The organism is Chromobacterium alticapitis, from assembly GCF_002924365.1.
In the GTDB taxonomy this organism is placed as follows: domain Bacteria; phylum Pseudomonadota; class Gammaproteobacteria; order Burkholderiales; family Chromobacteriaceae; genus Chromobacterium; species Chromobacterium alticapitis.
The window spans coordinates 1-21,779 of record NZ_PQWB01000097.1 but is presented as its reverse complement, the minus strand read 5'-3'; the positions used below and the strand labels follow the sequence as shown (position 1 = coordinate 21,779).

The window sequence follows — 21,779 nt, the reverse complement described above, 5'->3', positions numbered from 1 at the left end:
TTTTCCATTCGGCAATATAAGCTGAAGGAAGCGGCCGCTCGACAAGGGGAACATCATGTTTCTGGAAGGATTCGGTCCCATCATTTGGCAGGGGACCCTGGTGACGCTGGAGCTGTCGGTGCTGTCGCTGCTGCTCGCCTTCGTCATCGGTCTGGTGGGCGCGGGCGCCAAGCTTTCGCACAATCCCGTGCTGGGCGGGATTTCCACCGTTTACACCACTTTGGTGCGCGGCGTGCCCGATCTGGTGCTGATGCTGCTGATTTTCTACAGCTTGCAGATCGGCATGAACAAGATCACCGACGCGCTGCATATGGACCAGATAGATCTGGACCCGTTCGTGTCCGGCATCTTCACGCTGGGCTTCATCTACGGCGCCTATTTCACCGAGACGCTGCGCGGCGCCTTTTTGTCCGTGCCCAAGGGCCAGATCGAGGCCGGCATCGCCTATGGCATGAGCGGCTGGCAGGTATTCCACCGCGTGCAGTTTCCGCAAATGATGCGCTTCGCGCTGCCGGGCATTTCCAATAACTGGCAGGTGATGCTGAAAGCCACCGCCCTGGTGTCCATCATCGGCCTGGCCGATGTGGTGAAGGCGTCGGTCGACGCGGGCAAGAGTACGTATAAAGTCTTCTTCTTCACGCTGGTGGCGGGGGCGATCTACCTCTTGCTGACCACCGTGTCCAATTTCGTGTTGATGTGGCTGGAGCGCCGCTATTCGATGGGTGTGAGGGAGGCGGAGCTATGATCGACATCATCCAGCAATTCTGGAAGACCTTCCTGTGGAGCGACGGCTATCACCTGTCGGGCCTGGCTGTTACCATGTGGCTCCTGGTGCTGTCGATCAGCTTCGGCTTCGTGGTGTCCATACCGCTGGCGGTGGCCCGCGTTTCCAAGATCAAGTGGCTGTCGCGCCCGGTGTGGCTGTATACCTATGTGTTCCGCGGCACGCCGCTGTACGTGCAACTGTTGTTCTTCTACAGCGGCATGTACAGCCTGGACGTGGTGCGCGAAGTGGGCTTCTTGAACCACTTCTTCCGCGAAGGCTACAACTGCACCATCCTGGCGTTCGCGCTGAACACCTGCGCCTACACTACGGAAATCTTCGCCGGCGCGATCAAGGCCACGCCGTACGGCGAGATCGAGGCGGGCCGCGCCTACGGCATGAGCAAGTTCACGCTGTACCGCCGCGTCATCATTCCGTCGGCGCTGCGCCGCGCGCTGCCGGCCTACAGCAACGAAGTGATCCTGATGCTGCACGCCACCACCGTGGCCTTTACCGCTACGGTGCCGGACATTCTGAAGGTCGCGCGCGACGTCAACGCCGCCACTTACGACTCCTTCAACGCGTTTGGCCTGGCCGCCTTGCTGTATCTGAGCATCACCTTTATTCTGGTCGGCCTGTTCCGCAAGGCCGAAGCGCGCTGGATGGCTTACCTGCGCCCGACCAAGAGTTGAGAAAGACTGGGGATTTATCTAGATGGACAAGCTGAACATCAGCAATATTCACAAGCGCTACGGCGATCACGAAGTTCTGAAAGGCATCTCGCTGAAGGCCAAGGCCGGCGACGTGATCAGCATCATCGGCTCGTCCGGCTCCGGCAAGAGCACCTTTCTGCGCTGCATCAACTTCCTGGAGAAGCCGAACGACGGCGTAATCGCCCTCAACGGCGAAGAAATCCGCCTGTCGCGCAACAAGCAGGGCGAGCTGGTGCCGGCCGACCAGAAACAGTTGCAAACCATGCGCACCAAGCTGGCCATGGTGTTCCAGCACTTCAATCTGTGGGGCCACATGACGGTGCTGGAAAACGTTATCGAAGCGCCGGTGCATGTGCTGGGCCTGGCGCGCGAGGAAGCCGTCGCCCGCGCCAAGAAATACCTGGCCAAGGTGGGCCTGGACGAGCGCGCCCAAGCCAAGTATCCGGCGCACTTGTCCGGTGGCCAGCAGCAGCGCGTGGCCATCGCCCGCGCGCTGGCGATGGAGCCGGAAGTGATGCTGTTCGACGAGCCGACCTCGGCGCTGGACCCGGAGCTGGTGGGCGAAGTGCTGAAGGTGATGCAGGCGCTGGCCGAGGAAGGCCGCACCATGATCGTGGTGACGCACGAGATGGGCTTCGCCCGCAACGTGTCCAACCACGTGATGTTCCTGCACCAGGGCCGGGTGGAGGAAGAGGGCCATCCGGACGAGGTGTTCGGCAACACCAAGAGCGAAAGGCTGAAGGCCTTCCTGTCCGGTAGTCTAAAATAAGCGTATCCCTGCCAAGGGGGAACAGAACCCGCCGGAGCGGTCAGCCGGCGGGTTTGTTTTTTTGCGGCGTCCGCAAGATTGTGGATAACTTAAAATCTAGCGGATAGCTGTGGATAAACTGATCAGGACGCGCTGACGGCGGGCTGTTGCGAGCGGAACAGCGTCCATTCCTCCACCGTCCTGCCGTCCGGCAACTGGCACAGCGCGTATTCGTTGCCGGCGGCGTCCTTCTGCGGCAGCAGCTTGCCGCCTTGCTTCACGCAATAGACCGAGGCCGGATTGGCCATGCCGACAGCCTGCGGCTGCGGCGCGGGGTTTTGCGCGCAGGCGGCCAGCAGCAGCGCCGGCAGCGCGGCGAGTATGAGGTTTTGCGGTTTCATTTCCAGTTGGGGTCCTGTTTCAGTTGTTTCATCAGATAATCGCGCTGCGCCTTGTCCGGCTTGCCCAGCCAGCGGTAGCTGGCGTGTTTGGCGGGGTGATCCATCGCCTCCGGCGTGTCCGCCACCGTCACCAGCAGTCCCATGGCGCGGCGCTTGTCCGCGCTGAACAGGCCGAGGAAGCGGTGGTTGGCGCAATCATGCGGCTTGCACATCTCGCCGGCCAGGTAGCGTTTGCCGCCGATGGATGCGGCCTGGTAGGGCGCGCTGACGGCGCGGGCTTCGCGCAGCCATTCCGGCGTTTGCCTGGCGCCGGCCAACATGCTGAGCCAGGCGGCCTGGTAGTCGGGTTGGCTGGCCAGTTCGGCGAACACGGCTTCCGCCGCCGGCGCGGAGGACGCGGAAACCGCGGCGGGCAGCAGGAGGGACAGGGACAGCAGCAGGGGGGCAAATGTTTTCATGCGGAATAAGCGGGGCGGGACAAAATCATTTCGATCGCCGCCGCCGCCGAAAATTCCGTTACGCGGTCAGCAGCTTGCCGGTCTTGTAGGCCGTGTTGCCGGCCACGCGCGCGATGCCCAGGCCCGCCGTGGCGTAGGGGCGGTCGCTGGTGGCGTACAGCACGCCGCCGTGCTCGGTGCACACTTGGCTGGCGACGTCGTTCACCGGGTCTATCACGTCGGCCACCAGGTCGCCCGGGCTGAGCAGGCTGCCCGGCTCGGCGCGGTACACCACTACGCCGGCGTGCGGCGCCAGCAGGTCTTCCGAGCCGGCCAGCGGCGTGGCCGGGTAGCGCAGCGGCGGCAGGGCCGGCGCGTCGCCGCTGATCACGCCGCGGCGCTGCAGGAAGTGGAGGATGGCGTCGGCGTCCTTGGCCGCGTACTCGTGGTCGACGTCCCATTCGCCGCGCAGCTCCACCGTCACAGCCAGGCAGGCCATTTCTATCGGCGTGGCGAGGCCGGCGCGGGAAGCCAGCTCGCGCAGCTGCCACCACGGCTGGCTGCAGGCTTCGTCGAAGGGGTAGTCGCCGGAGTCTTCGGCCAGCAGGCTGGCGCAAGCGCCCAGGTAGCGCGCCAGCGGCTCGCACTGGTCCCATAGCGGCGTGCCGGTGTACAGGTGAAGATCGGCTCGGCTGTCGCAGTGCAGGTCCAGCATGATGTCGGCGTCGAAGGCCATGCTGTGCAGCGTGTGACGCAGCGATTGCAGCTCGGTCTGCGGCCGCTGCCGCGCCAGCTCGGCGCGCATCGCCTCGCGGATCAGCCGGGTATTGGTTTTGGCGTCCGGCCCCAGGCGGTGGCGCAGCGCGGCGAACACCGGTTCGGCCATGGGGTGGTAGTGGCGGTTGAAGTTCTGGCCGCTCATTTGCTCGAAACGGCCCAGCAGGCGGCCGTTTTGGTTCTGGTCCAAGCCTATCGGGTTGGATACTGGCAGCACGGTGATTTCGCCGCGGATTGCGCCCTGGTCTTCCAGCAGGCGCAGCCGCTGCTTCAAGTGCCAGGCCACCAGCATGCCGGGCAGCTCGTCGGCGTGCAGGCTGGCCTGGATATGGACTTTTTCGCCGCTGCCAGGCTGGCCGAAGTGAAAGCTGGTCAGCGCGCGCTGCGTGCCCAGGCTGGGCGAGAGCAGCGGGTGGTGTTGGATATGCATGGTGTCTCCTCGGTTTATTCTTGGGCGCGCAGTCTGGATAAAACGCGCCGCCGCGTTGACGAAGCGGCGGGGCGTCGGGACAATCTGCGCTTCGATTCACTCCGTATGTGGAGCGCGCTTGGATTCATTGTCCGATTTCTTCCAGCCAGGCATCGAGCCCGGCTCGCTGCAGGCCGTGTCGCGGCTGCAGGGCGCCTGGGGCTATCTGTCCGTTTTCGTCACGCTGTTCCGCGGCGGCGACGAGGAAGTGCTGATGCGCCTCCTGGTGCTGCGCGAGCTGGGCGGCCGCGCCGAAGCGCCCATGTGGACGCCGCAGGAAATCGCCCAGCGTTTCGCTTACCTTAACGATACCAAACTGGCCACCATTCTGGGGCGCTTGCGCGAAGGCGATTTGCTGGTCTACGACAGCGACGGCGGCGTTTACCAGCTGTCCGAGGGCGCGCGCGTGGCGCTGGCTGCCCTGGCCACCATGGTGGATTTCGCCGGCGACGACGTGGAGCTGGGCTATCTGACCAGCCAGGTGGCGGCCGGCCAGGCGGTGGGTCAGGTGTCGGACGAGGCGCTCAAGCACTTGTTGGCGCGGCTGAACGAGCTGTACCTCGAATTCGAAGAGGCGCTGGAATCGCAGTCCGAATTCCGCATCCGCGCCGCGCAGCACCGGCTGGAGGCCGTGTGGCGCTGGGTGGCCAAGTCCACCGAGGTGGTGCGCAGCCTGACCGGCGACGACAGCTTGAGCTTGGCGGTGCTGAACCAGGCCCAGGCCATCGCGCTGGCGCAGAGCCGCATGCTGGCGCTGGCCGGCACTTTCGAGCGCCGGCTGGCGCAACTGGCCGCGCAGCGCGTGCACCTGGGCAATTCCGGCCTCACGTCCACCGACATCGCCGACTGGCTGCGCCGCCAGGGCGCGGCCACGCTGGCCGGCAAGCTGGCCGGCGCATGGTCCATCTGCCCGGAGCCGGCCTTCCTGTCCACGCCGGAGCTGGCGGACATGGCCGAGTTCGAGTTGCTGGCCCGCGAGCGCGCCAAGGCCGGCGCGCACGTGCTGCCGGGCGGCGAGGCCGCGCCGCTGGCCGACGCGCCGGAAATGGAACGATTGATGGAAGCCGAGGACATGTACGACGCATTGCTGCAGCTGGGCATGAGCGGCGCGGCGGACGTCCACATCAGCCAGGCGGTGTTGGCCGACAGCTACAACGAAACGGCGTACCGGCTGTCACTGCTGTCTCTGATCGGCGACCCGGAAACCAGCAATGATCAAAGCATCGTCGCCGCCTTGGCCAAGCTGCCGTTCAGCCTGCAGGGGGGAGATGGCGTGATAGCGCCGGACCATCCGGAGGTGGCGACGCTGTCCGATGCCAGGCTGGTGGCGATGGGGAAGAGCTGAATGCATGCACGCGGGATTGCCATGCTCGCATTCGCCCCCCTCTCCCCCGGCCCCTCTCCCGCGAGGGGAGAGGGGAGGTTCGACGCTTATGCGCATCCCGCGAGGGGAGAGGGGAGGTTCGACGCTTATGCGCATCCCGCGAGGGGAGAGGGGAGGTTCGACGCTTATGCGCATAAGTATTGCGGCGCGTGGCATATCGATAGCCGCCCAAAGCCCCTCCCCCCCTGGCGGGGGAGGGGTTGGGGAGAGGGGCTGCCTGCTGCGCGACCAGGCACAGGAGCTGGTGAAATGAAGCCGACGATTACCCGGCAGGAACTGGCTGAAACGGTAGCCAGGATGGAAGCCCGCCTTGGCGGCGATGAGAATACGGAAGTGCAAGCGTTGCTGGCCCATTACCGGCAACTGCTGCCGCGCTTCAATCAGGATCTGGCCGACCCGCGCGATGCCGCGCTGGCGGCCTCCGCCGCGCTGATGCTGGTTCAGAGCGTGGCGCAAGCCAAGAAATAATATGGAACACGAAATCAAAACCCTCACCGCGCGGCTGCTGGCGCACCGCGTGGTGCCGCGCGGCGACGCGCTGGCGAAGAAGGCGCTGCTGGACGACATCTTCCGCGCCGAGCTGGACAAGAGCCTGGCCGCCATCGGCCTGCGCCTGGTGGAGAACCCGTACGCCGAGCACATCGCCGTGGCTTTGTTGCCGGAAATGACCGAGCCGGTGTTTGGTTCGGGAGATGCCTGGCTCAACAACAATCTGGGCCTGCCGCGCGACGGCGTGGCGCTGCTGGTCATCCTGTGGGCGCTGATCATCCTGCCCAAGCGCGAGCGCCAGATCGCCCGCGTCGAGGCCGGCAAGGAAAACCAGAGCGACATGTTCGGCGCGCAGAAACCGCTGGAAACGGGCGAGACGGTGTCCACCGGCATTTCCGAGGACGCGCTGTACGCGGACTTCGGCAAAGCCTTGGGCGGCCGCACCCGTTTCAGCGCCAATCTGGGCCGGCTGGTCAACCTGGGCTTCGTCGTGCGCCGCAACCGCTGGCTGGACGAGGGGCCGATGCTGGACCTGATGATAGATTACGCCCAGCTGGCGCCGCGCATCATCGAGGGCGCGTTGGCCGACGTGCTGCTGCGGCGCGAGGGGCGCGACGGGTTGGTGAACAAGCGCGCCGACGACGAGATGGAAGCCGGCGCGGACGACGACATCGCATCGGCCGGCCCGCTGTTTGACTTGCCGGCGGACGACGCGGCGGACGGGGAGGCTTGCTGATGTTCCAGATGAAATCGGTGGAAATGGTGCACTGGGACTTCTGGCAGCGGCTGACCGTGCCGTTGGACGCGCAGATCGTCACCATCATCGGGCCCAACGGCTCCGGCAAAACCACGCTGCTGGACGCGCTGCGCACGCTGCTGGCGATCAAGTGCTCCGGCAAGCGCGATTACAAGCGCTATGTGCGCAACAACAAAGAGGCCTTCGCCTACTTGCGCGGCGTGGTGGACAACCCGCGCCGGCCTAGCGGAGGCCTGTATCCGACGCCATTCTTCCCCATCGTGTCGGAGTCCGTGACCCTGCTGTGCCGCATCAAGAAGCAGGGCGGAGACTGGGTGCGCCATTACGCCATCCTGGACGGCGACATCGCGCTGGAACACGCCGAAGGCCAGGCGCAATGGCTGGGCGTGCAGGAATACCGCCGCCGGCTGGAGGCCGCCGGCCTGACCGCCGCGGTGGGCGAGGTGTTGGCGCTGGAGCAGGGCGATACCGACAAGCTGACCGAATACAGCCCGCGCCAGCTGCTGGACTTGGTGTTCCAGGTCTTCGGCGACAAGGACGTGCTGGACAACTACCAGCGCGCGCGGGACGAGCAGCGCGCCACCGAGCTGGAACTGGAGGCGCTGAGCCGTCAGGAAGAAGCGCTGCAGGTGCGGGTGGAGGCGATGAAGAACCGCGCCAACCGCTATCTGGAATGGAAGCAGCTGCAAACCGGCATCAAGCGGCTGCGCGACGAGGCGCTGCCGGTGCTGGCCTATCTGGACGGAAAGGCATCCTTCGGCAAGCAGTGGAACGACTACCGCGCCGGCTACCACGTGCTGAACCAGGCGCGCGCCGAGCATGCCGACACGCTGGATCTGGTGGCCAAGCTGAAGGCGGCGGAAGTCAGCGCGGGCGAAGCGCGCGCCGCGGCGGAAACCGTGCGTCAGGCGGTGCAGGAAGCCTTCATGAAGGCCAAGGGCGAGCATGCCGGCGTGGCCGGCCAGCTGAAGGAGCGCGACCGTCTACAGGCTCTGGCCGGTAAGGAGTACGGCGCCGACGCCGCGCTGCTGGCCGACAAGCTGGCTGCCTTGCGCGCCGAGTCGGACCAGCTGAAAGACGGCCTGCGCGCGCTGAAAAAGCAGCGCCAGGAAGGCTCGGAACATCTGCAGGCGCTGGAAATCGGCCGCGGCCGCTCTCCGGAGGACGTGCGCCAGTTCAAGGCGGCGCTGGACGAGGCCGGCATCGGCCATGCCATGCTGTCCGATATCGTCGAGGTGATGGATTCCAACTGGCAAGGCGCGGTGGAAGCCCTGCTGCGCGGCTACCGCCACGTGGTGCTGCTGGACAAGGAATCCGACCGCCGCGAGGCGTGGAAGATAGGCGAGAAACTGCGCTATCGCCACTTTGTGGTGCCGGAGCGCGCCGCGCCGCCGCGTGCCGCCAAGGGCAGCCTGCTGGAGGTGGTGCGTTTCTCCGCCGACGCGCCGGAATGGCTGTACCGGCAGATGAACAGCGTGGCGCGGGTGGAAAACGCGAACGAAGGCGCCAACGCCGACGGCGACTGGATCACCCGCGACGGCTATTTCCGCGAACGCCGCGGCGCGCGCCACATCGGCGTGCCCATGCATGAATACGCGTTTGGCGAAGCGGCGCGGCAGTCGCGGCTGCTGGCGGTGCGCGACGAGCTGAAGGCGCTGAACGTGCGCATCCTGGCCGACGAAGAGCGGCTGGTGGCCGTCACCCGCGAGGCGGCCGGACTGGCCGAGTATCTGGGCGGCATGGATGCGATACGCCAGCTGGACAGCCGCGCCGACGAATTCGCCGCGCTGGAGTCGCGCAAGGCCGAGTTGGAGGCCGAGATCGCCCGTCAGGGCGCGGCCCTGGCCGATGCTGGCGCCGACAAGGACGCCGCCGACCAGCGCTACGGCGACGCGCGGCTGGCGCACGACCGCGTCTGCCAGCGCGAGATGGAAAGCCTGTCCAAATACAATCAGAAGCTGCAGGACGTGGAGCAGGCGCGCCGCCAGCTGCTGCGGCTGATTGCCGAACTGCGCGAGTGGGCGCAGCGGTTGCCGGCCGATGCGCTGGCGCCGGAGCATGTGGCGCAGCTGGAGGATGAATTCGACACCGCCGCCGACGCCAAGCATCAGCTGAACTACCTGGAAGAGCGACTGCAAAGCGGCGACTGGGAACAGGACGATTCCGTGCTGGCGCTGAAAGACAAGCTGGTGGAGGACCTGACTTCGCTGGATAAAGAGCGGCAGCGCCGCCAGGGCGAGGTAGACCGTTCGCGCGAACTGACCGACGAGGCGCGCGCCGCCTATATCGGCAAGCTGCGCGCCACCGTGCGCGCTTACGGCCAGAACGTGAAGCGGCTGGGCGAGCTGGCCGGCATCCAGGTGGAAGTGGAGCTGCCCAAGCTGGAGAACGACGACACGGTGCTGGCGCAAGCCGGGCTGGTGTTGAAGTTCAACTTCGACCAGAAGGGCATGATGGGCATGAACGATGGCGAGGCCTCCGGCGGCCAGCAGGTGATGAAGTCGCTGATACTGTTGATCGGCCTGATGATGGACGAGTCCAACCCGTCCGGCTTCGTCTTCATCGACGAACCGTTCGCCCACCTCGACATCTTCAACATCGACCGCGTGGCCGGCTTCCTCAAGGCCACCGAGGCGCAGTACCTGATCACCACGCCCAACACCCACAACATCAACATCTTCGCGCCGTCCGAGCTGACCCTGGCCACGCGCAAGAAGCGTCCCGGCGAAACCTGGGCGCCGCCGATATTGCAGACGCGGCGGCGGGTGGATGGCGGGGAGCAGGCGTAAATCAGAACGGGGCGGCGACAGCGGCCCCGTTTTCCATAGGCAAGGCCGGCGTAGCGTGGTTTGGCCAAGGGCCATGGCCGTGGGGGATTCGGCCACATGGGAGATTGATTGAGCAGGGCGCAGGAGCGGGCGAGCTGAGAATGGCAGAGGGCTGCGGGGCTGGGGTCGCTAAATGGATCGCGGGTATGGCCTGAGCGGCCAACCCGCGCTACAAGGTTTCGCAAACGTAGCGCGGGTTGGCAGAAGGCCATGCCCGCGGATGATGAGGAAGCATGCGGCAGGCAGCTCAGGCCCCCAGCATGCTAGCCAGCGCGACGATATCCCCCGCCACCCAATCCCAATCCTGCTCGGCGGCCAGATCGGTTTTCTGGTCCGGGCCGAACTCCCGCGGCCGGGCGATGAAGGCGGTTTTGAAGCCGCAGCGGCGCGCGGCGGCCAGGTCGCCGTTGTGCGCCGCCGCCAGGCAGATGCGCTCCGGCGGCAGGTCCAGCAGTTCCGCGGTGCGCAGATAGGCCTGCGGCTGCGGTTTGTAGGCCTGGGCCAATTCCGCGCCCATGATGGCATCCCAGGGCAGTCCGGCGTATTTGGCCATGTCCAGCAGCAGGCGGAAGTTGCCGTTGGAGAGCGGCGCGATGATGTACCGCGCTTTCAGCCGGGTCAGGCCTTCCACGCTGTCCGGCCATGGCTCCAGCCGGTGCCAGGCGCGGATCAGCCATTGCAGCTCGTCTTCCGGCACCGTGCCGGGGTCTATGCCGAAGGCCGGCAGGATGGCCAGCAGGTTTTCCCGGTGCAGGGTATCCAGCGGCACGAAGGGACGCGCGCCGCTGCGCACGCCCTCCATCGCCGGCGAGTAATGGCGGCGCCAGGCATCGGCGAAGGCGTGGCCGTCGGCCGGGACGCCATGGCGGGCGAGGAAGGCGGCGCCGTCGCGCGCCACGCCTTCGCGCCAGTCCACCACGGTGCCGAATACATCGAAAACCAGCGCGTCTACGGGGCTAGTCGGCATGGCCGCCTCCTGTTCAGGCTTGCAGATTCTGCTGCGCGAAATCCCAATTGATCAGCTTGTCCAGCACCGCGTTGACGTAGTCGGCGCGGTGGTTCTGGTAATCCAGATAATAGGCGTGTTCCCACACGTCCACATTCAATAGCGGCGTCAAACCGGCGGTAATTGGATTGTCGGCGTTGCCGGTCTTCACCACGCGCAATTTGTCGCCGTCCTGCACCAGCCAGGCCCAGCCGCTGCCGAACTGCGAGATGGCCGCGCCGGCCAGCTGCTGCTTGCAGGCGTCTACGCCGCCGAAAGACGCCTCTATCATTTCGCGCAGCTGTTGCGGCGGGGTGCCGCCGCCCTGCGGCCGCAGGCTGTTCCAGTAGAAGCTGTGGTTCCACAGCTGGGCGGCGTTGTTGAAGATGGCGGCGTCGCCGGCCTGCTTGGACGAGCGGACGATGATGTCTTCCAGCGACAAGTCCGCGTAGTCGCGGCCGGCGGTCAGCTTGCTCAGATTGTCCAGATAGGCCTTGTGGTGCTTGCCGTAATGGAAGCCTAGGGTGCTGGCGGAGATCACCGGCTCCAGCGCGTTGTCGGCATAGGGCAGCGGCGGCAGCGCGTGGGCGGACGAGGCGCGGGCTAGCGGCGAGAGCGTAGGCAGGGCCAGCGCGGCCAGCGTGCCGGCGGCGGCCAGCAGAAACTCGCGGCGGGACGGGGTGTTGCGTTGCGGAATGGTCATATGGGCTTCCTTGGCGTTGATACCGCCAGAGTGGAGCAGATCGGCCGGCAATTCAAGAACATTGTCATTTCTCTCAAGGCTCGACCCTGCGCGGTTCAGGGTTGAATTTCGCCGGCTTTGCTCCACACTATGGCCATCATCAACCCAGACGAGGAAGCAAGACATGGCAACCGTAACCCTGCGCGGCAATCCGGTGGAAGTGGCGGGCAAGCTGCCGGCCAAGGGCGAACAGGCTCCGGCGTTGCAACTGACCGGCGGCGATCTGGCCGAGGCGACGCTGGCGAGCTTCGCCGGCAAGCGCAAGATCCTGAACATCTTCCCCAGCGTGGATACCCCCACCTGCGCCACTTCGGTGCGCAAGTTCAACGAGAAGGCCGCCGCGCTGGCCGACACCGTGGTGCTGTGCATTTCCGCCGATCTGCCGTTCGCGCAGAAGCGCTTCTGCGGCGCGGAAGGCATCGAGAACGTGGTGAACCTGTCCACCTTCCGCAATCCGGGCTTCGCCGAGGCCTATGGCGTCAAGCTGGCCTCCGGCCCGTTGGCCGGCCTGACCGCGCGCGCCGTGGTGGTGCTGGACGCGAACGACCAGGTGCTGCACAGCCAGCTGGTGGGCGAGATCGCCGACGAGCCGGACTACGCCGCCGCCCTGGCCGCGCTGTAAGCGAATCCGCAGCCGTCATGCAAAAAAGCCGACCCTGGGGTCGGCTTTTTTGTTGCCAGCTGAGTGCGAGCGCTTAACCGCGTTGCGGCGCCAGCTTGCCGGCCGGCTCGTTTTCGCGCTGCATGGCTTCCACCAGCTTCGGGTCGTGTTCGTCGCGCAGGTAGCGGGTGTACCAGCCGCTGTTGACGCCCCAGAAGTAGAAGCCCAGCGAAGCCGCGGCCACCACGGCCATGTCCACGCCGTAAGGCAGGATGTTGAGGCCGCCGAACTCGGCGCTGCCTATCCAGGACAGCAGAGCCATCACCGGCAGGTAGAGCACCATCCACATCGCGCCCTTCAGCTCGCGCTTGAAGTCCGGCCAGCCGGCCTTGGCCTGGTACCAGATGTAAACCGGCAGCGCGGCCACGATCAGGAACAGGATCTGGCCGGTCAGCGGCCAGCGCGCCCAGTACAGCACCAGCGAGGCGCAGACGAAGGCGAACGGCGCGATCACGCCGATGCCGGACAGACGCAGCGGGCGCGGCAGTTCCGGCGCGCAGCGGCGCAGCGCGGCGGCGCTGATCGGGCCGGTCAGGTAGGAGATCACGGTCGCCACCGAAATCACCGCGGCCAGCGTGCCCCAGCCGCGGAAGAAGAACAGGAACACGAAGGACACCGCCAGGTTGAACCACATCGCCGGACGCGGGATGTGGTACAGCGGGTGCATGCGGCCGAAGATGGCCGGCATGGTGCCGTTGCGCTGCATGCCGTAGATCATCCGCGAGGTGGACGCCATATAGGTGGCGCCGGTGCCGCTGGGGCTGACGAAGGCGTCGAAGTACAGAGTCATCATCAGCCAGTTCAGGCCCAGCGCCATGGCCAGCTGGGCGAACGGCGAGCTGAAGTCCAGGCCCTTCCAGCCGTGCGCCAGTTCCGCCGGCGATAGGGCGCCGAGGAAGGCCACTTGCAGCGCGACGTAGATCACCGCGGCCAAGAGGATGGAGCCGACCACGCCGAAGGGCACGCTCTTGCCCGGATTGCGGGCTTCGCCGGCCAGATTGATCGGGCTCTGGAAGCCGTTGAAGCTGAACACGATGCCGCTGGTGGCCACCGCGGTCATCACGCTGGCCCAGCCGAACGGCGCGAAGCCGCCCAGCGCCGGGTTGTTCAGGTTTTCCGAGTGGAAGCCGCTGTAGACCAGCGCGCCCACCGTCACGGCCGGCACGATCACCTTGAACACGGTGATGGCGCTGTTGGCCTTGGCGAACAGCTTCACGCCCCAGTAGTTGAGCAGGAAGTAGGCGATGACCAGCACGGCGGCGAAAGACAGGCCGACGGTGCTCAATTCGCCATTGTGGTACAGGTTCTGCGCCCAGGCGTAGGGCCAGGTGCTCATGTACTGGACCGAGGCTTCGGCCTCGATCGGAATCACCGATACGATGGCGATCCAGTTGGCCCAGGCGGCGATGAAGCCGAGCAGGGAACCATGGGAGTAGCGGGCGTAGCGCACCATGCCGCCGGTTTCCGGGAACATGGCGCCCAGTTCGGCGTAGCTCAGGGCGATGGAAAGAATGATCACCATGCCGACTATCCAGGCGACGATGGCGGCGGGGCCGGCGATCTGCGCGGCGTGGGCGGCGCCGAACAGCCAGCCGGAACCGATGATGGAGCCAAGACCGGTCAGCATCAGCGCGACGGGGCCGATGTGACGAGTATGTTGTTGTTGCAAGGGTGAATCTCCTGTCGTTTACGTTGTACGGACAGTGGCAACATTCGGCTTGGCGCGCGCGCCAGGGCCGGCATGCCTGAGTTGTCCATGGAGCCGGGTGTCCCGGTCTTATCGGATGCGCGCCGGCTGGGGGCGGGCGCGGCCTGGTTCGGCGGGCGCGAGGCGCATGCCGCAGGGGGCGGACGGACGCCGCTGATCCCCTGCTGGAGGCGGGCGGATTGTAACCCAGTGTGAATACTCTATGCCAGGGTTTGCTTATATGTCCTGCAATCTTTTTGTCACAATCAAGGGCTAAACTGGCCGCGTTTCCCCGCATCAAGCAGCGCCTGTCATGTCTCTGATCAAACGCCTGTGGCTGACCATAGCCTTCACCCTGGCCAGTCTGGCGCTGGTGATGGCGGTCACCGGCCAGCAGCTTTACGCCTTCACCCGCCACGTCGATCATTACAATCATTTACAGCAATTGAGCAGCAATCTGCAGCAATTGAAAGCCATCGCCTTGTCTTTTTCGCGGGCCGATCCGCTGCTGCCGGAAACCGCTACGCGGCTGAAGCAGGCGCAAGGCCAGGTGGCCGCGCTGCAAGACGAGATACTGTCCAGCCTGCCGGCGGGCGACAGCCAGGCTTTCGCCGGCGCGCTGCGCGGGCATTGGCAGGAATACGGCCGCAATCTGGGCAGCGCCATCCGCATCGCGGAAACGGCGCCGCAGGACGCGCTGTCCATCCCGGAGCAGGCCTATCTGAGCGATCTGGCGCCGCTGGCGGCGGAGATAGACCGCCAAGTGGCCCGCCGCGACGGCGAGCTGCGGCAGGAGAAGGCCGCGCTGGCATCTTCGCTGGCTTGGCTGGCGCCGCTGATCCTGGGGCCGTTGGCCCTGGCCAGCGCCTTGGTGGTGCTGATCCAGCTGACCATGGCGCGTCGCCTGAAGCGCCATCTGAGCGCGATGGCGCAGGCGGCCGACGCGCTGAGCGAGGGCAATCTGGCGGTGAGGCTGCCCGATCAGGGCAAGGATGAACTGGCGCACGCCGCTGCGCGCATCAACCGCTTTCTGGATCGGCTGACCGGCCTGCTGGACGAGGTGAGGCTGCATGCCGGCAACAATCTGCGCGACAGCCAGCGCTTGCAGCTGCTGACGCGGCAGAGCGCGGACGCCAGCCAGCAGCAGACCGGCAAGAGCCGGCTGTGCAACGATGCCGCGGCCCAGATCGCCGATCACGCGGAGCAGGTGGCGCAGCATATCGAGGCGGCGCTGGACAACTCGCGCAGCGCGGCCACGGCGACCGGCCAGGCGCGGCGTCAGGGCGAGTGCAATGCCGAATCGATGCGCCAGCTAGCCGAGCGCATCGATTTCGCCACACTGGAAATGCGTGAATTGAGCGAGGCGGTAGGCGCGGTGTCCCAGATCAGTTCGCTGATCCGCGATGTGGCGGAGCAGACCAATTTGCTGGCGCTGAACGCGGCGATAGAGGCGGCGCGCGCCGGCGAGGCGGGGCGCGGCTTCGCCGTGGTGGCGGATGAAGTGCGCAAGCTGTCGGAAAGCACGGCTACCGCCACCAGCGCGATTTTCGACAGCCTGCGCAAGATGGAGCGCGCTCAGGGCGCGCTGGGCGAGGCCATCGCCGCCGCCGGCAGCGCCAGCCATGAGAGCCAGGCCTCGCAGCAGGCGCTGGACGCCGCGCTGGGCCTGGTGGACGGCGCCTTGGGCCGGCTGGGCGTCTTGATGGAAGACATCGGCACCGCGCGCGAGCTGCAGGCCCGCGCCGGCGGCACCATACGCCAGCACGGCCACGAGCTGGCCAGCCTGGCGCACGATATCGAAAGCCAGATGGAGGCGGCGGAGCCGTTGATGCTGCAACTGGCGCAGTCTGCCGGCGGCCTGGGCCAGGCCATGGCCTGGTTCCGGTTGCCCTCGCCGCAGCCGGTTGCGGCGGAGCGAGACATGCCGATGGCGGCGTCCGCGCTGCGGCCGGTTTAGCGCCTATTCATGATCGGCATGGTTTTGAACAGCTTTCATTGCCGGGGCAAGCAAGGGCCGTTTAAACGCTCGGGGCTGCCTCCCGGCGGCAGGCTTGAAGCGTTGGGGGCGCAGCGGAGACGCGGTTTCTCGAACAACGAGTCTAAAAAAGCCGGACTCTAAGAACGCGTGAACAAGTTCTTAAGCGTCAGCGCCGATTAGGGAACGCGGCCGGCGCGGTTTTGCGGCGAACCACGACCGTGCGCGCCAGTTTGTCGTGCCAACCCTGCTTGCGCGCGTCCACGCCCACCCACAGCAGGCCCAGGCAGAACGGGATGATGGAGACGAAATAGCCCAGGTAGCGCAAGGCCGCTTGGCCCGGCGTCAACGGCGCGCCGGTGTCGGCGTCCACCACCTTGGCGCCCAGCATCATCTTGCCCGGCGTGGCGCTCTTGTGTATCCAGAACAGAATGACGGCGACGGCCGGCAGAAGGTAGTTGACCAGGAGCTCCGTCAGCGAGCCGGCGCCGCTCAGTTCGGCCAGGTCCGGCATGCCGCCGATGGACGCCGCTTCACGCCCGCTCAGCAGCCACAGCAGCGGCGCCGATACGATCAGCAGGAGCACGGTGTCGGCCAGGCTGGCCAATACCCTGGCCCAGAAACCCACGTATTCCAGTTCTTCGGCTTGCGGCGCGTTTTCCATTATTCAGTCCTCTAGATTGACCTTGTGCTTGTCCGCCACGCGCAGATAGTGCTCGGCGGAATACCGGAAGTAGGCCAGCTCCTTGTCGGTCAGCGGCCGCGCCTGCTTCACCGGGTTGCCCAGGTACAGATAGCCGGATTCCAGCCGCTTGCCCGGCGGCACCAGGCTGCCGGCGCCGACCAGCACCCGGTCCTCCACCACTACGCGGTCCAGCACGATGCTGCCGATGCCTATCAGCACCTCGTCGCCTATGGTGCAGCCGTGCAGCGTCACGTGGTGGCCGATGGTGACATGCTTGCCGATGATCAATGGCGCGCCGGCCGGATCGGCCGCCGTCTTGTGGCTGACGTGCAGCATGGCGTGATCCTGCACATTGCTGTTCTCGCCGATATGGATATGGTTGACGTCGCCGCGCACCACCGCGCAAGGCCAGACCGAGGCGCCTTTTTCCAGCGTCACCTCGCCGATGACCACCGCGGCCGGATCGATGTAGCAACCTTCTGCAATGTTTGGGGAGTGGCCGTCGTATTGGCGGATATTGCTTTTCATCGTTTCGTCCTTATCTCGGTAAGCATGCATTGTGCCGGCCGCGCGCGGCGGCGCGCAAATTCCTTTATCATATCCGCCCCATTAAACAGGACGTTGAAGCCATGAGCCAGAACCCTCTTCTCGACTTTTCCGATCTGCCGCGCTTCGACGCCATTCAGCCGGAGCACATCACCCCGGCCCTGGACGCGCTGCTGGCCGATGCCCGCGCGGCCATCGATGCGGTGGTCGCTGCCAGCGGCGACAGCTGGGACGCGGTGGTGGAGCCGCTGACCGACGCGACCGAGAAGCTGGGCCGCGCTTGGGGCGTGGTCGGCCATTTGAACGGCGTGGTGGGCAATACCGAGGGCCTGCGCGAGGCGTACAACGCCGAAATCCCGCGTGTCTCCGCCTTCTTCACCGAGCTGGGCCAGAACCTGGACCTGTTCGCCCGCTTCAAGGCGGTGGCGGCCAATCCCGCTTTCGCCGCCGCCAGCGCGGCGCAGAAGAAAGTGATCGAAAACGACCTGCGCGATTTCCGCCTGGCCGGCGCCGAGCTGCCGGAGGCCCAGAAGGCACGCTTCGCCGAGCTGTCCAGCCGCCTGGCCGAGCTATCCAACCAGTTCTCGCAGCACGTGATGGACGCCACCGACGGCTTCAGCCTGTACATCGAAGACGTAGCCGAGCTGGCCGGCATCCCCGAGGACACGCTGGCCATGTACGCCGCGATGGCCGAGGCCGACGGCCAGCCGGGCAAATACAAGCTGGGCCTGCAGTTCCCGCTGCTGTTTCCGGTGCTGCAGTACGCCGACAACCGCGCCTTGCGCGAGAAGCTGTACGAGGCCAACGCCAAGCGCGCGTCCGAGTTCGGCCCGGCCGAACAGGACAACGGTCCGCTGATCCGCGAAAAACTGAAGCTGGCCGCCGAAGAGGCGCAATTGTTGGGCTTCGCCGACTACGCTGAGCTGTCGCTGTACACCAAAATGGCCGAAAGCCCGGCGCAAGTGATAGCCTTCCTGCGCGACCTGGCCCGTCGCGCCAAGCCTTACGCCGAGCAGGACCGCGCCGAGCTGGAGGCTTTCGCCCGCGCCGAACTGGGGCTGGACGCGCTGCAGGCCTGGGACATCGGCTATGCCAGCGAGAAGCTGCGCGTCGCCCGCTACGCCTTCTCCGAGCACGAAGTGAAGCAATACTTCCCCGAGCACAAGGCGTTGCAAGGCCTGTTCAGCGTGGTCGGCACCCTGTACGGCGTGCGCTTCGCCGAGCGCAGCGTCGCCGCCTGGCACCCGGACGTGCGCTACTTTGAAATCTTCCAGGGCGATGCGCTGCTGGGCGGTTTCTACCTCGACCTCTACGCCCGCGACGGCAAGCGCCCGGGCGCGTGGATGGACGACGTGCGCGGCCGCCGCCGCAAGGGCGAGCAAGTGCAGACCCCGGTGGCCTATCTGGTGTGCAACTTCAGCCGTCCGGTGGGCGATAAGCCGGCCTACTTCACCCACGACGAGGTGATCACCCTGTTCCACGAGTGCGGCCACGGCCTGCACCACCTGCTGACCCGCATCGAGGTGGCCGGCGTGGCCGGCATCAGCGGCGTGGAATGGGACGCCGTGGAGCTGCCGAGCCAATTCATGGAAAACTTCTGCTGGGAATGGGACGTGCTGCAGGGCATGACCGCGCATAGCGAAAGCGGCCAGCCGCTGCCGCGCGAGCTGTACGACAAGATGATCGCCGCCAAGAACTTCCAGTCCGGCATGCAGATGGTGCGTCAGCTGGAGTTTTCCTTGTTCGACATGCAGCTGTACACCGCCGGCAATCCTGACAGCGTGGACTGGCTGGCGCTGCTGGAGCAGGTGCGCGACGAGGTGGCGGTCAACCGTCCGCCGGCCTACAACCGCTTCCCCAACAGCTTCAGCCATATCTTCGGCGGCGGCTACGCGGCCGGCTACTACAGCTACAAGTGGGCGGAAGTGCTGTCGGCCGACGCCTACGCCGCATTCGAGGAGGCCGGCGGCGCCAATCCGCAGGTAGGCCGCCAGTTCTGGGACGAAATCCTGGCCGTCGGCGGCAGCCGCCCGGCGCTGGAATCGTTCCGCGCTTTCCGCGGTCGCGACCCGGAAATCGACGCCCTGCTGCGCCATTCCGGCATGGCGGCGGAGTCCGCGTAAAAAATAGTTAGAACCTTTGGAACTCGCCTGGCATCGTCCGGCTCTAATCTTTTGCTCAGGGTTGTCTTCCGGAGCAGCAAGCGAGCCAGACGCATATCAGGGTAGTGATATCGTGTCTATTCCACGCCTCCGCGCAGCGGGGGCGTTTTTTTTGCCCAGGGCCTGCACAGCGCCGCGCGCGGCTGTTATGGTGTCGGCCTTTAGTCCGTCATTTGGAGAGCCCGGCTATGCGTTTTGCCACCTGGAACGTCAACTCCCTGAAAGTCCGCTTGCCGCAGGTGCTGCAATGGCTGGCCGATACCGGCGTGGAGGTGCTATGCCTGCAAGAGCTGAAGATGGATCAGGACGTCTTCCCGCTGGCTGAGATAGAAGCCGCCGGCTACCGCGCGGTCTGGTTCGGCCAGAAAACCTACAATGGCGTAGCCATCCTGGCCAAGGCGCCGCTGGAAATCGAGGACGTGGTGTCCGGCATTCCCGGCTATGTCGACGAGCAACGCCGCGTCATCACCGCCACCATCGGCGGGGTGCGCGCGATTTGCGCCTACTTCGTCAACGGCGAGGCGGTGGACTCGCCCAAATACCCGTACAAGCTGGAATGGCTGTCCAAGCTGGAAGGGCACGTCGCCGCCGAATTGGCCGCGCATCCGAACCTGCTCTTGCTGGGCGACTACAACATCGCGCCGGAAGACCGCGACGTTTACGACCCGGAAGGCTGGCATGAGCAAGTGCTGTGCAGCACGCCCGAGCGCGACGCCTTCCGCCGTCTGATAGGCCTGGGCCTGTCCGACAGCTTCCGCCTGTTCAATCAGGAGGAGAAGCAGTACAGCTGGTGGGATTACCGCCAGATGATGTTCCGCCGCAACAAGGGCGTGCGGATCGACCACATCCTGGTCAGCGATGCGCTCAAACCGCGCGCGCTCGCCTGCGAGATAGACAAGGCGCCGCGCAAGTGGGAGCGCCCGTCCGACCATACCCCGGTGGTGCTGACCCTGGCCGATTGATCCCGGCTGCGGAAGAATCCACCCAGGCCCGGCGTCCTGCTGGGCCTTTTGCTTGGCGGCGGCGGCCAAACCAGGCAGTTTGAGCCTATAAAAAGACGATGGAATATGCTTTGCGCGTGGCCGGGCCAAGGTTTGGTCTGGCTCAAGCCGGCTTGCCGCGCCGCTTGCTAAGCTGACTCCATCACTCATCCATGCCGGGAACCCACCATGACCACACTGCACACGCGCGCCAGCACAGGCGATCCCTACTACCAAGACGTTCCGGACTATATGACCGAGGTCTACGACTGGGCCTACGTCAATCCGCGCAAGGCCAGGCTGCTGGATCACAAGCTGGTGGTGCGCACCCTGTTGTTCGGCAACGACCAGCGGCTGATGCGCGCGTATCTGGACGAGATCCAGCCTGGCGAGAAGGTATGGCAGGTCGCCCACGTCTACGGCGACTTGGTGCAGCGCGCCGCCGCGCGCGCGGGCGAGGAGGGCCGTTTCACGCTGACCGACATCACGCCGATTCAGATCGAGCTGGCCGAAGGCAAGCTGGCCGCGGTCAGCCAGGCCGCGGTGGTGCGCGCCGACGCCGCCCGCTATCAGCCGGAGCAGAAGCAGGACCTGGTATGCAGCTTTTTCCTGCTGCACGAGGTGCCGGAAAACATGAAGTCCGCCATCGTAGACAATATGCTGGCCCAGGTGGCGCCAGGCGGCCGGGCTATGTTCGTCGACTACCACAAGCCTCGGGCCTGGCAGCCCATCGGCTGGCTGCTGAAGTGGGTGAACCGGGTGCTGGAGCCGTTCGCCGAGGCCTTGTGGCGCAATGGGATAGACAGCTATGCGCGCGAGGCCGGCCGTTTTGACTGGAGCAAGCGCACGGTTTTCGGCGGCGTGTACCAGATTGTGCTGGCGCGGCGCAAAGACTGATCCTGCGGCATGTACGTAGCGTTACACGGCCTTACATGGGACTAACAGACGGCGGGATGGGGCAAGGCTAGGATACGCCTCAAGGAAACACCAAACACGGTGCCTGGCGGAGAGATTCCCTCCGCAACTGATCTGGAGACGAATCATGAAAAAACTGAGCCTGCTTGCCCTGTCCGCCGTATTTGGCCTGAGTTCCGCCGCTGGTTTCGCCGCCGAATCCGCTGCTCCGGCTTCCGCCCCGGCCGCCAAGGTAGCCCCGGCCGCGAAGAAAGCCGAAAAGAAAACCCCGGCCAAGATCCATCATGCCAAAAAGGCTGAGAAAGTCGTCGCTTCCGCCCAGAAGGCCCAGGCTGCAAAGGCTGACGCCTCCGCTCCGGCCAAGAAGGCAGTGAGGAAAACCGGCGTGAAGAAGCATGCCGCCAAGAAGGTAGAAGCCTCCAAGGCCCAAGCCGCCAAGGCCGACGCTTCCGCTCCGGTAGCCAAGAAGGCTCACAAGCACGCTGCCAAGAAGCACCACGCCGCCAAGAAGGCTGAAGCTTCCAAGGCCCAAGCCGCCAAGGGCGACGCTTCCGCTCCGGTAGCCAAGAAGGCTCACAAGCACCACGCCAAGAAGCACCACGCCGCCAAGAAGGCTGAAGCTTCCAAGGCTCAAGCCGCCAAGGCCGACGCTTCCGCTCCGGTAGCCAAGAAGGC

At 65.6% G+C, this 21,779-nt stretch carries 21 protein-coding genes; 13 read left to right on the top strand and 8 right to left on the bottom strand.

Annotated features, from left to right (window positions below; all coding sequences use genetic code 11):
• The first annotated feature begins 55 nt into the window (after positions 1-55).
• From C2I19_RS17170 to C2I19_RS17160, 3 genes are read left to right on the top strand one after another with little or no spacing between them, the layout of a single operon-like run.
• Positions 56-745, top strand: coding sequence for an ABC transporter permease (locus tag C2I19_RS17170; RefSeq protein ID WP_103903876.1), 690 nt, complete (start codon positions 56-58; stop codon positions 743-745).
• Positions 742-1,455 carry an ABC transporter permease gene (locus C2I19_RS17165; protein WP_103903875.1) on the top strand — a complete coding sequence of 238 codons (714 nt, stop codon included), beginning with the start codon at positions 742-744 and terminating at the stop codon, positions 1,453-1,455. Before C2I19_RS17170 ends, C2I19_RS17165 begins: the two co-directional genes overlap by 4 nt.
• A gap of 22 nt (positions 1,456-1,477) precedes the next feature.
• Complete coding sequence (locus tag C2I19_RS17160) at positions 1,478-2,245, top strand: ABC transporter ATP-binding protein (protein ID WP_103903874.1); 768 nt, start codon at positions 1,478-1,480, stop codon at positions 2,243-2,245.
• 122 nt (positions 2,246-2,367) lie between these two features.
• On the opposite strand, the gene C2I19_RS17155 is transcribed toward C2I19_RS17160, so the two are convergent.
• From C2I19_RS17155 to C2I19_RS17145, 3 genes are read right to left on the bottom strand one after another with little or no spacing between them, the layout of a single operon-like run.
• Complete coding sequence (locus C2I19_RS17155; RefSeq protein WP_103903873.1) at positions 2,368-2,625, bottom strand: putative hemolysin; 258 nt, start codon at positions 2,623-2,625, stop codon at positions 2,368-2,370.
• Positions 2,622-3,083, bottom strand: a complete 462-nt coding sequence (locus tag C2I19_RS17150; protein ID WP_103903872.1) for an inhibitor of vertebrate lysozyme family protein — start codon at positions 3,081-3,083, stop codon at positions 2,622-2,624. Before C2I19_RS17150 ends, C2I19_RS17155 begins: the two co-directional genes overlap by 4 nt.
• A gap of 58 nt (positions 3,084-3,141) precedes the next feature.
• Positions 3,142-4,269 (bottom strand): succinylglutamate desuccinylase/aspartoacylase family protein, encoded by a 1,128-nt coding sequence (locus C2I19_RS17145; protein WP_103903871.1) that lies wholly within the window; start codon positions 4,267-4,269, stop codon positions 3,142-3,144.
• 118 nt (positions 4,270-4,387) lie between these two features.
• Here C2I19_RS17145 and C2I19_RS17140 point away from each other — a divergent pair, with 118 nt between their 5' ends.
• The 4 genes from C2I19_RS17140 to C2I19_RS17125 all read left to right on the top strand — a co-directional run bounded on the left by C2I19_RS17140 (position 4,388) and on the right by C2I19_RS17125 (position 9,727).
• Positions 4,388-5,653, top strand: a complete 1,266-nt coding sequence (locus tag C2I19_RS17140; RefSeq protein ID WP_233201249.1) for a hypothetical protein — start codon at positions 4,388-4,390, stop codon at positions 5,651-5,653.
• Positions 5,654-5,941: 288 nt separating this feature from the next.
• Positions 5,942-6,160, top strand: coding sequence for a hypothetical protein (locus tag C2I19_RS17135; protein WP_103903870.1), 219 nt, complete (start codon positions 5,942-5,944; stop codon positions 6,158-6,160).
• 1 nt (position 6,161) lies between these two features.
• Positions 6,162-6,917, top strand: a complete 756-nt coding sequence (locus tag C2I19_RS17130) for a hypothetical protein (protein ID WP_103903869.1) — start codon at positions 6,162-6,164, stop codon at positions 6,915-6,917.
• Positions 6,917-9,727 carry an AAA family ATPase gene (locus C2I19_RS17125; protein WP_103903868.1) on the top strand — a complete coding sequence of 937 codons (2,811 nt, stop codon included), beginning with the start codon at positions 6,917-6,919 and terminating at the stop codon, positions 9,725-9,727. The genes C2I19_RS17130 and C2I19_RS17125 overlap by 1 nt, the downstream gene beginning before the upstream one ends.
• 286 nt (positions 9,728-10,013) lie before the next feature.
• On the opposite strand, the gene C2I19_RS17120 is transcribed toward C2I19_RS17125, so the two are convergent.
• Both C2I19_RS17120 and C2I19_RS17115 read right to left on the bottom strand, forming a co-directional pair.
• Positions 10,014-10,733, bottom strand: coding sequence for a haloacid dehalogenase type II (locus C2I19_RS17120; protein WP_103903867.1), 720 nt, complete (start codon positions 10,731-10,733; stop codon positions 10,014-10,016).
• Between the two features lie 13 nt (positions 10,734-10,746).
• Complete coding sequence (locus C2I19_RS17115; RefSeq protein WP_103903866.1) at positions 10,747-11,454, bottom strand: superoxide dismutase; 708 nt, start codon at positions 11,452-11,454, stop codon at positions 10,747-10,749.
• Positions 11,455-11,617: 163 nt separating this feature from the next.
• Here C2I19_RS17115 and tpx point away from each other — a divergent pair, with 163 nt between their 5' ends.
• Positions 11,618-12,115, top strand: coding sequence for a thiol peroxidase (tpx, locus tag C2I19_RS17110; protein ID WP_103903865.1), 498 nt, complete (start codon positions 11,618-11,620; stop codon positions 12,113-12,115).
• Between the two features lie 73 nt (positions 12,116-12,188).
• Here tpx and C2I19_RS17105 read toward each other — a convergent pair whose 3' ends face one another.
• Positions 12,189-13,823 carry an APC family permease gene (locus C2I19_RS17105; RefSeq protein ID WP_103903864.1) on the bottom strand — a complete coding sequence of 545 codons (1,635 nt, stop codon included), beginning with the start codon at positions 13,821-13,823 and terminating at the stop codon, positions 12,189-12,191.
• A 331-nt stretch (positions 13,824-14,154) separates the two neighbouring features.
• Between C2I19_RS17105 and C2I19_RS17100 the strand changes: the two genes are divergently transcribed.
• Complete coding sequence (locus tag C2I19_RS17100; RefSeq protein ID WP_103903863.1) at positions 14,155-15,798, top strand: methyl-accepting chemotaxis protein; 1,644 nt, start codon at positions 14,155-14,157, stop codon at positions 15,796-15,798.
• Positions 15,799-15,985: 187 nt separating this feature from the next.
• Here C2I19_RS17100 and C2I19_RS17095 read toward each other — a convergent pair whose 3' ends face one another.
• A complete protein-coding gene (locus C2I19_RS17095; protein ID WP_103903862.1) occupies positions 15,986-16,480 on the bottom strand; it encodes an RDD family protein in 495 nt (164 codons plus the stop codon).
• 3 nt (positions 16,481-16,483) lie between these two features.
• The gene (locus C2I19_RS17090) at positions 16,484-17,029 is read right to left on the bottom strand and encodes a gamma carbonic anhydrase family protein (protein WP_103903916.1); all 546 of its coding nucleotides are present in this window, start codon (positions 17,027-17,029) and stop codon (positions 16,484-16,486) included.
• A 101-nt stretch (positions 17,030-17,130) separates the two neighbouring features.
• On the opposite strand from C2I19_RS17090, the gene C2I19_RS17085 reads away from it, so the two are divergent.
• The 4 genes from C2I19_RS17085 to C2I19_RS17070 all read left to right on the top strand — a co-directional run.
• Positions 17,131-19,170, top strand: a complete 2,040-nt coding sequence (locus tag C2I19_RS17085) for a M3 family metallopeptidase (protein WP_103903861.1) — start codon at positions 17,131-17,133, stop codon at positions 19,168-19,170.
• Between the two features lie 227 nt (positions 19,171-19,397).
• On the top strand, positions 19,398-20,171 hold the full coding sequence (gene xth / locus C2I19_RS17080) for an exodeoxyribonuclease III (RefSeq protein ID WP_103903860.1): 774 nt from the start codon (positions 19,398-19,400) through the stop codon (positions 20,169-20,171).
• Between the two features lie 207 nt (positions 20,172-20,378).
• The gene (rquA, locus tag C2I19_RS17075; RefSeq protein WP_103903859.1) at positions 20,379-21,086 is read left to right on the top strand and encodes a rhodoquinone biosynthesis methyltransferase RquA; all 708 of its coding nucleotides are present in this window, start codon (positions 20,379-20,381) and stop codon (positions 21,084-21,086) included.
• A 145-nt stretch (positions 21,087-21,231) separates the two neighbouring features.
• On the top strand, positions 21,232-21,779 hold a 548-nt coding region (locus C2I19_RS17070), incomplete at its 3' end, for a hypothetical protein (protein ID WP_199181245.1).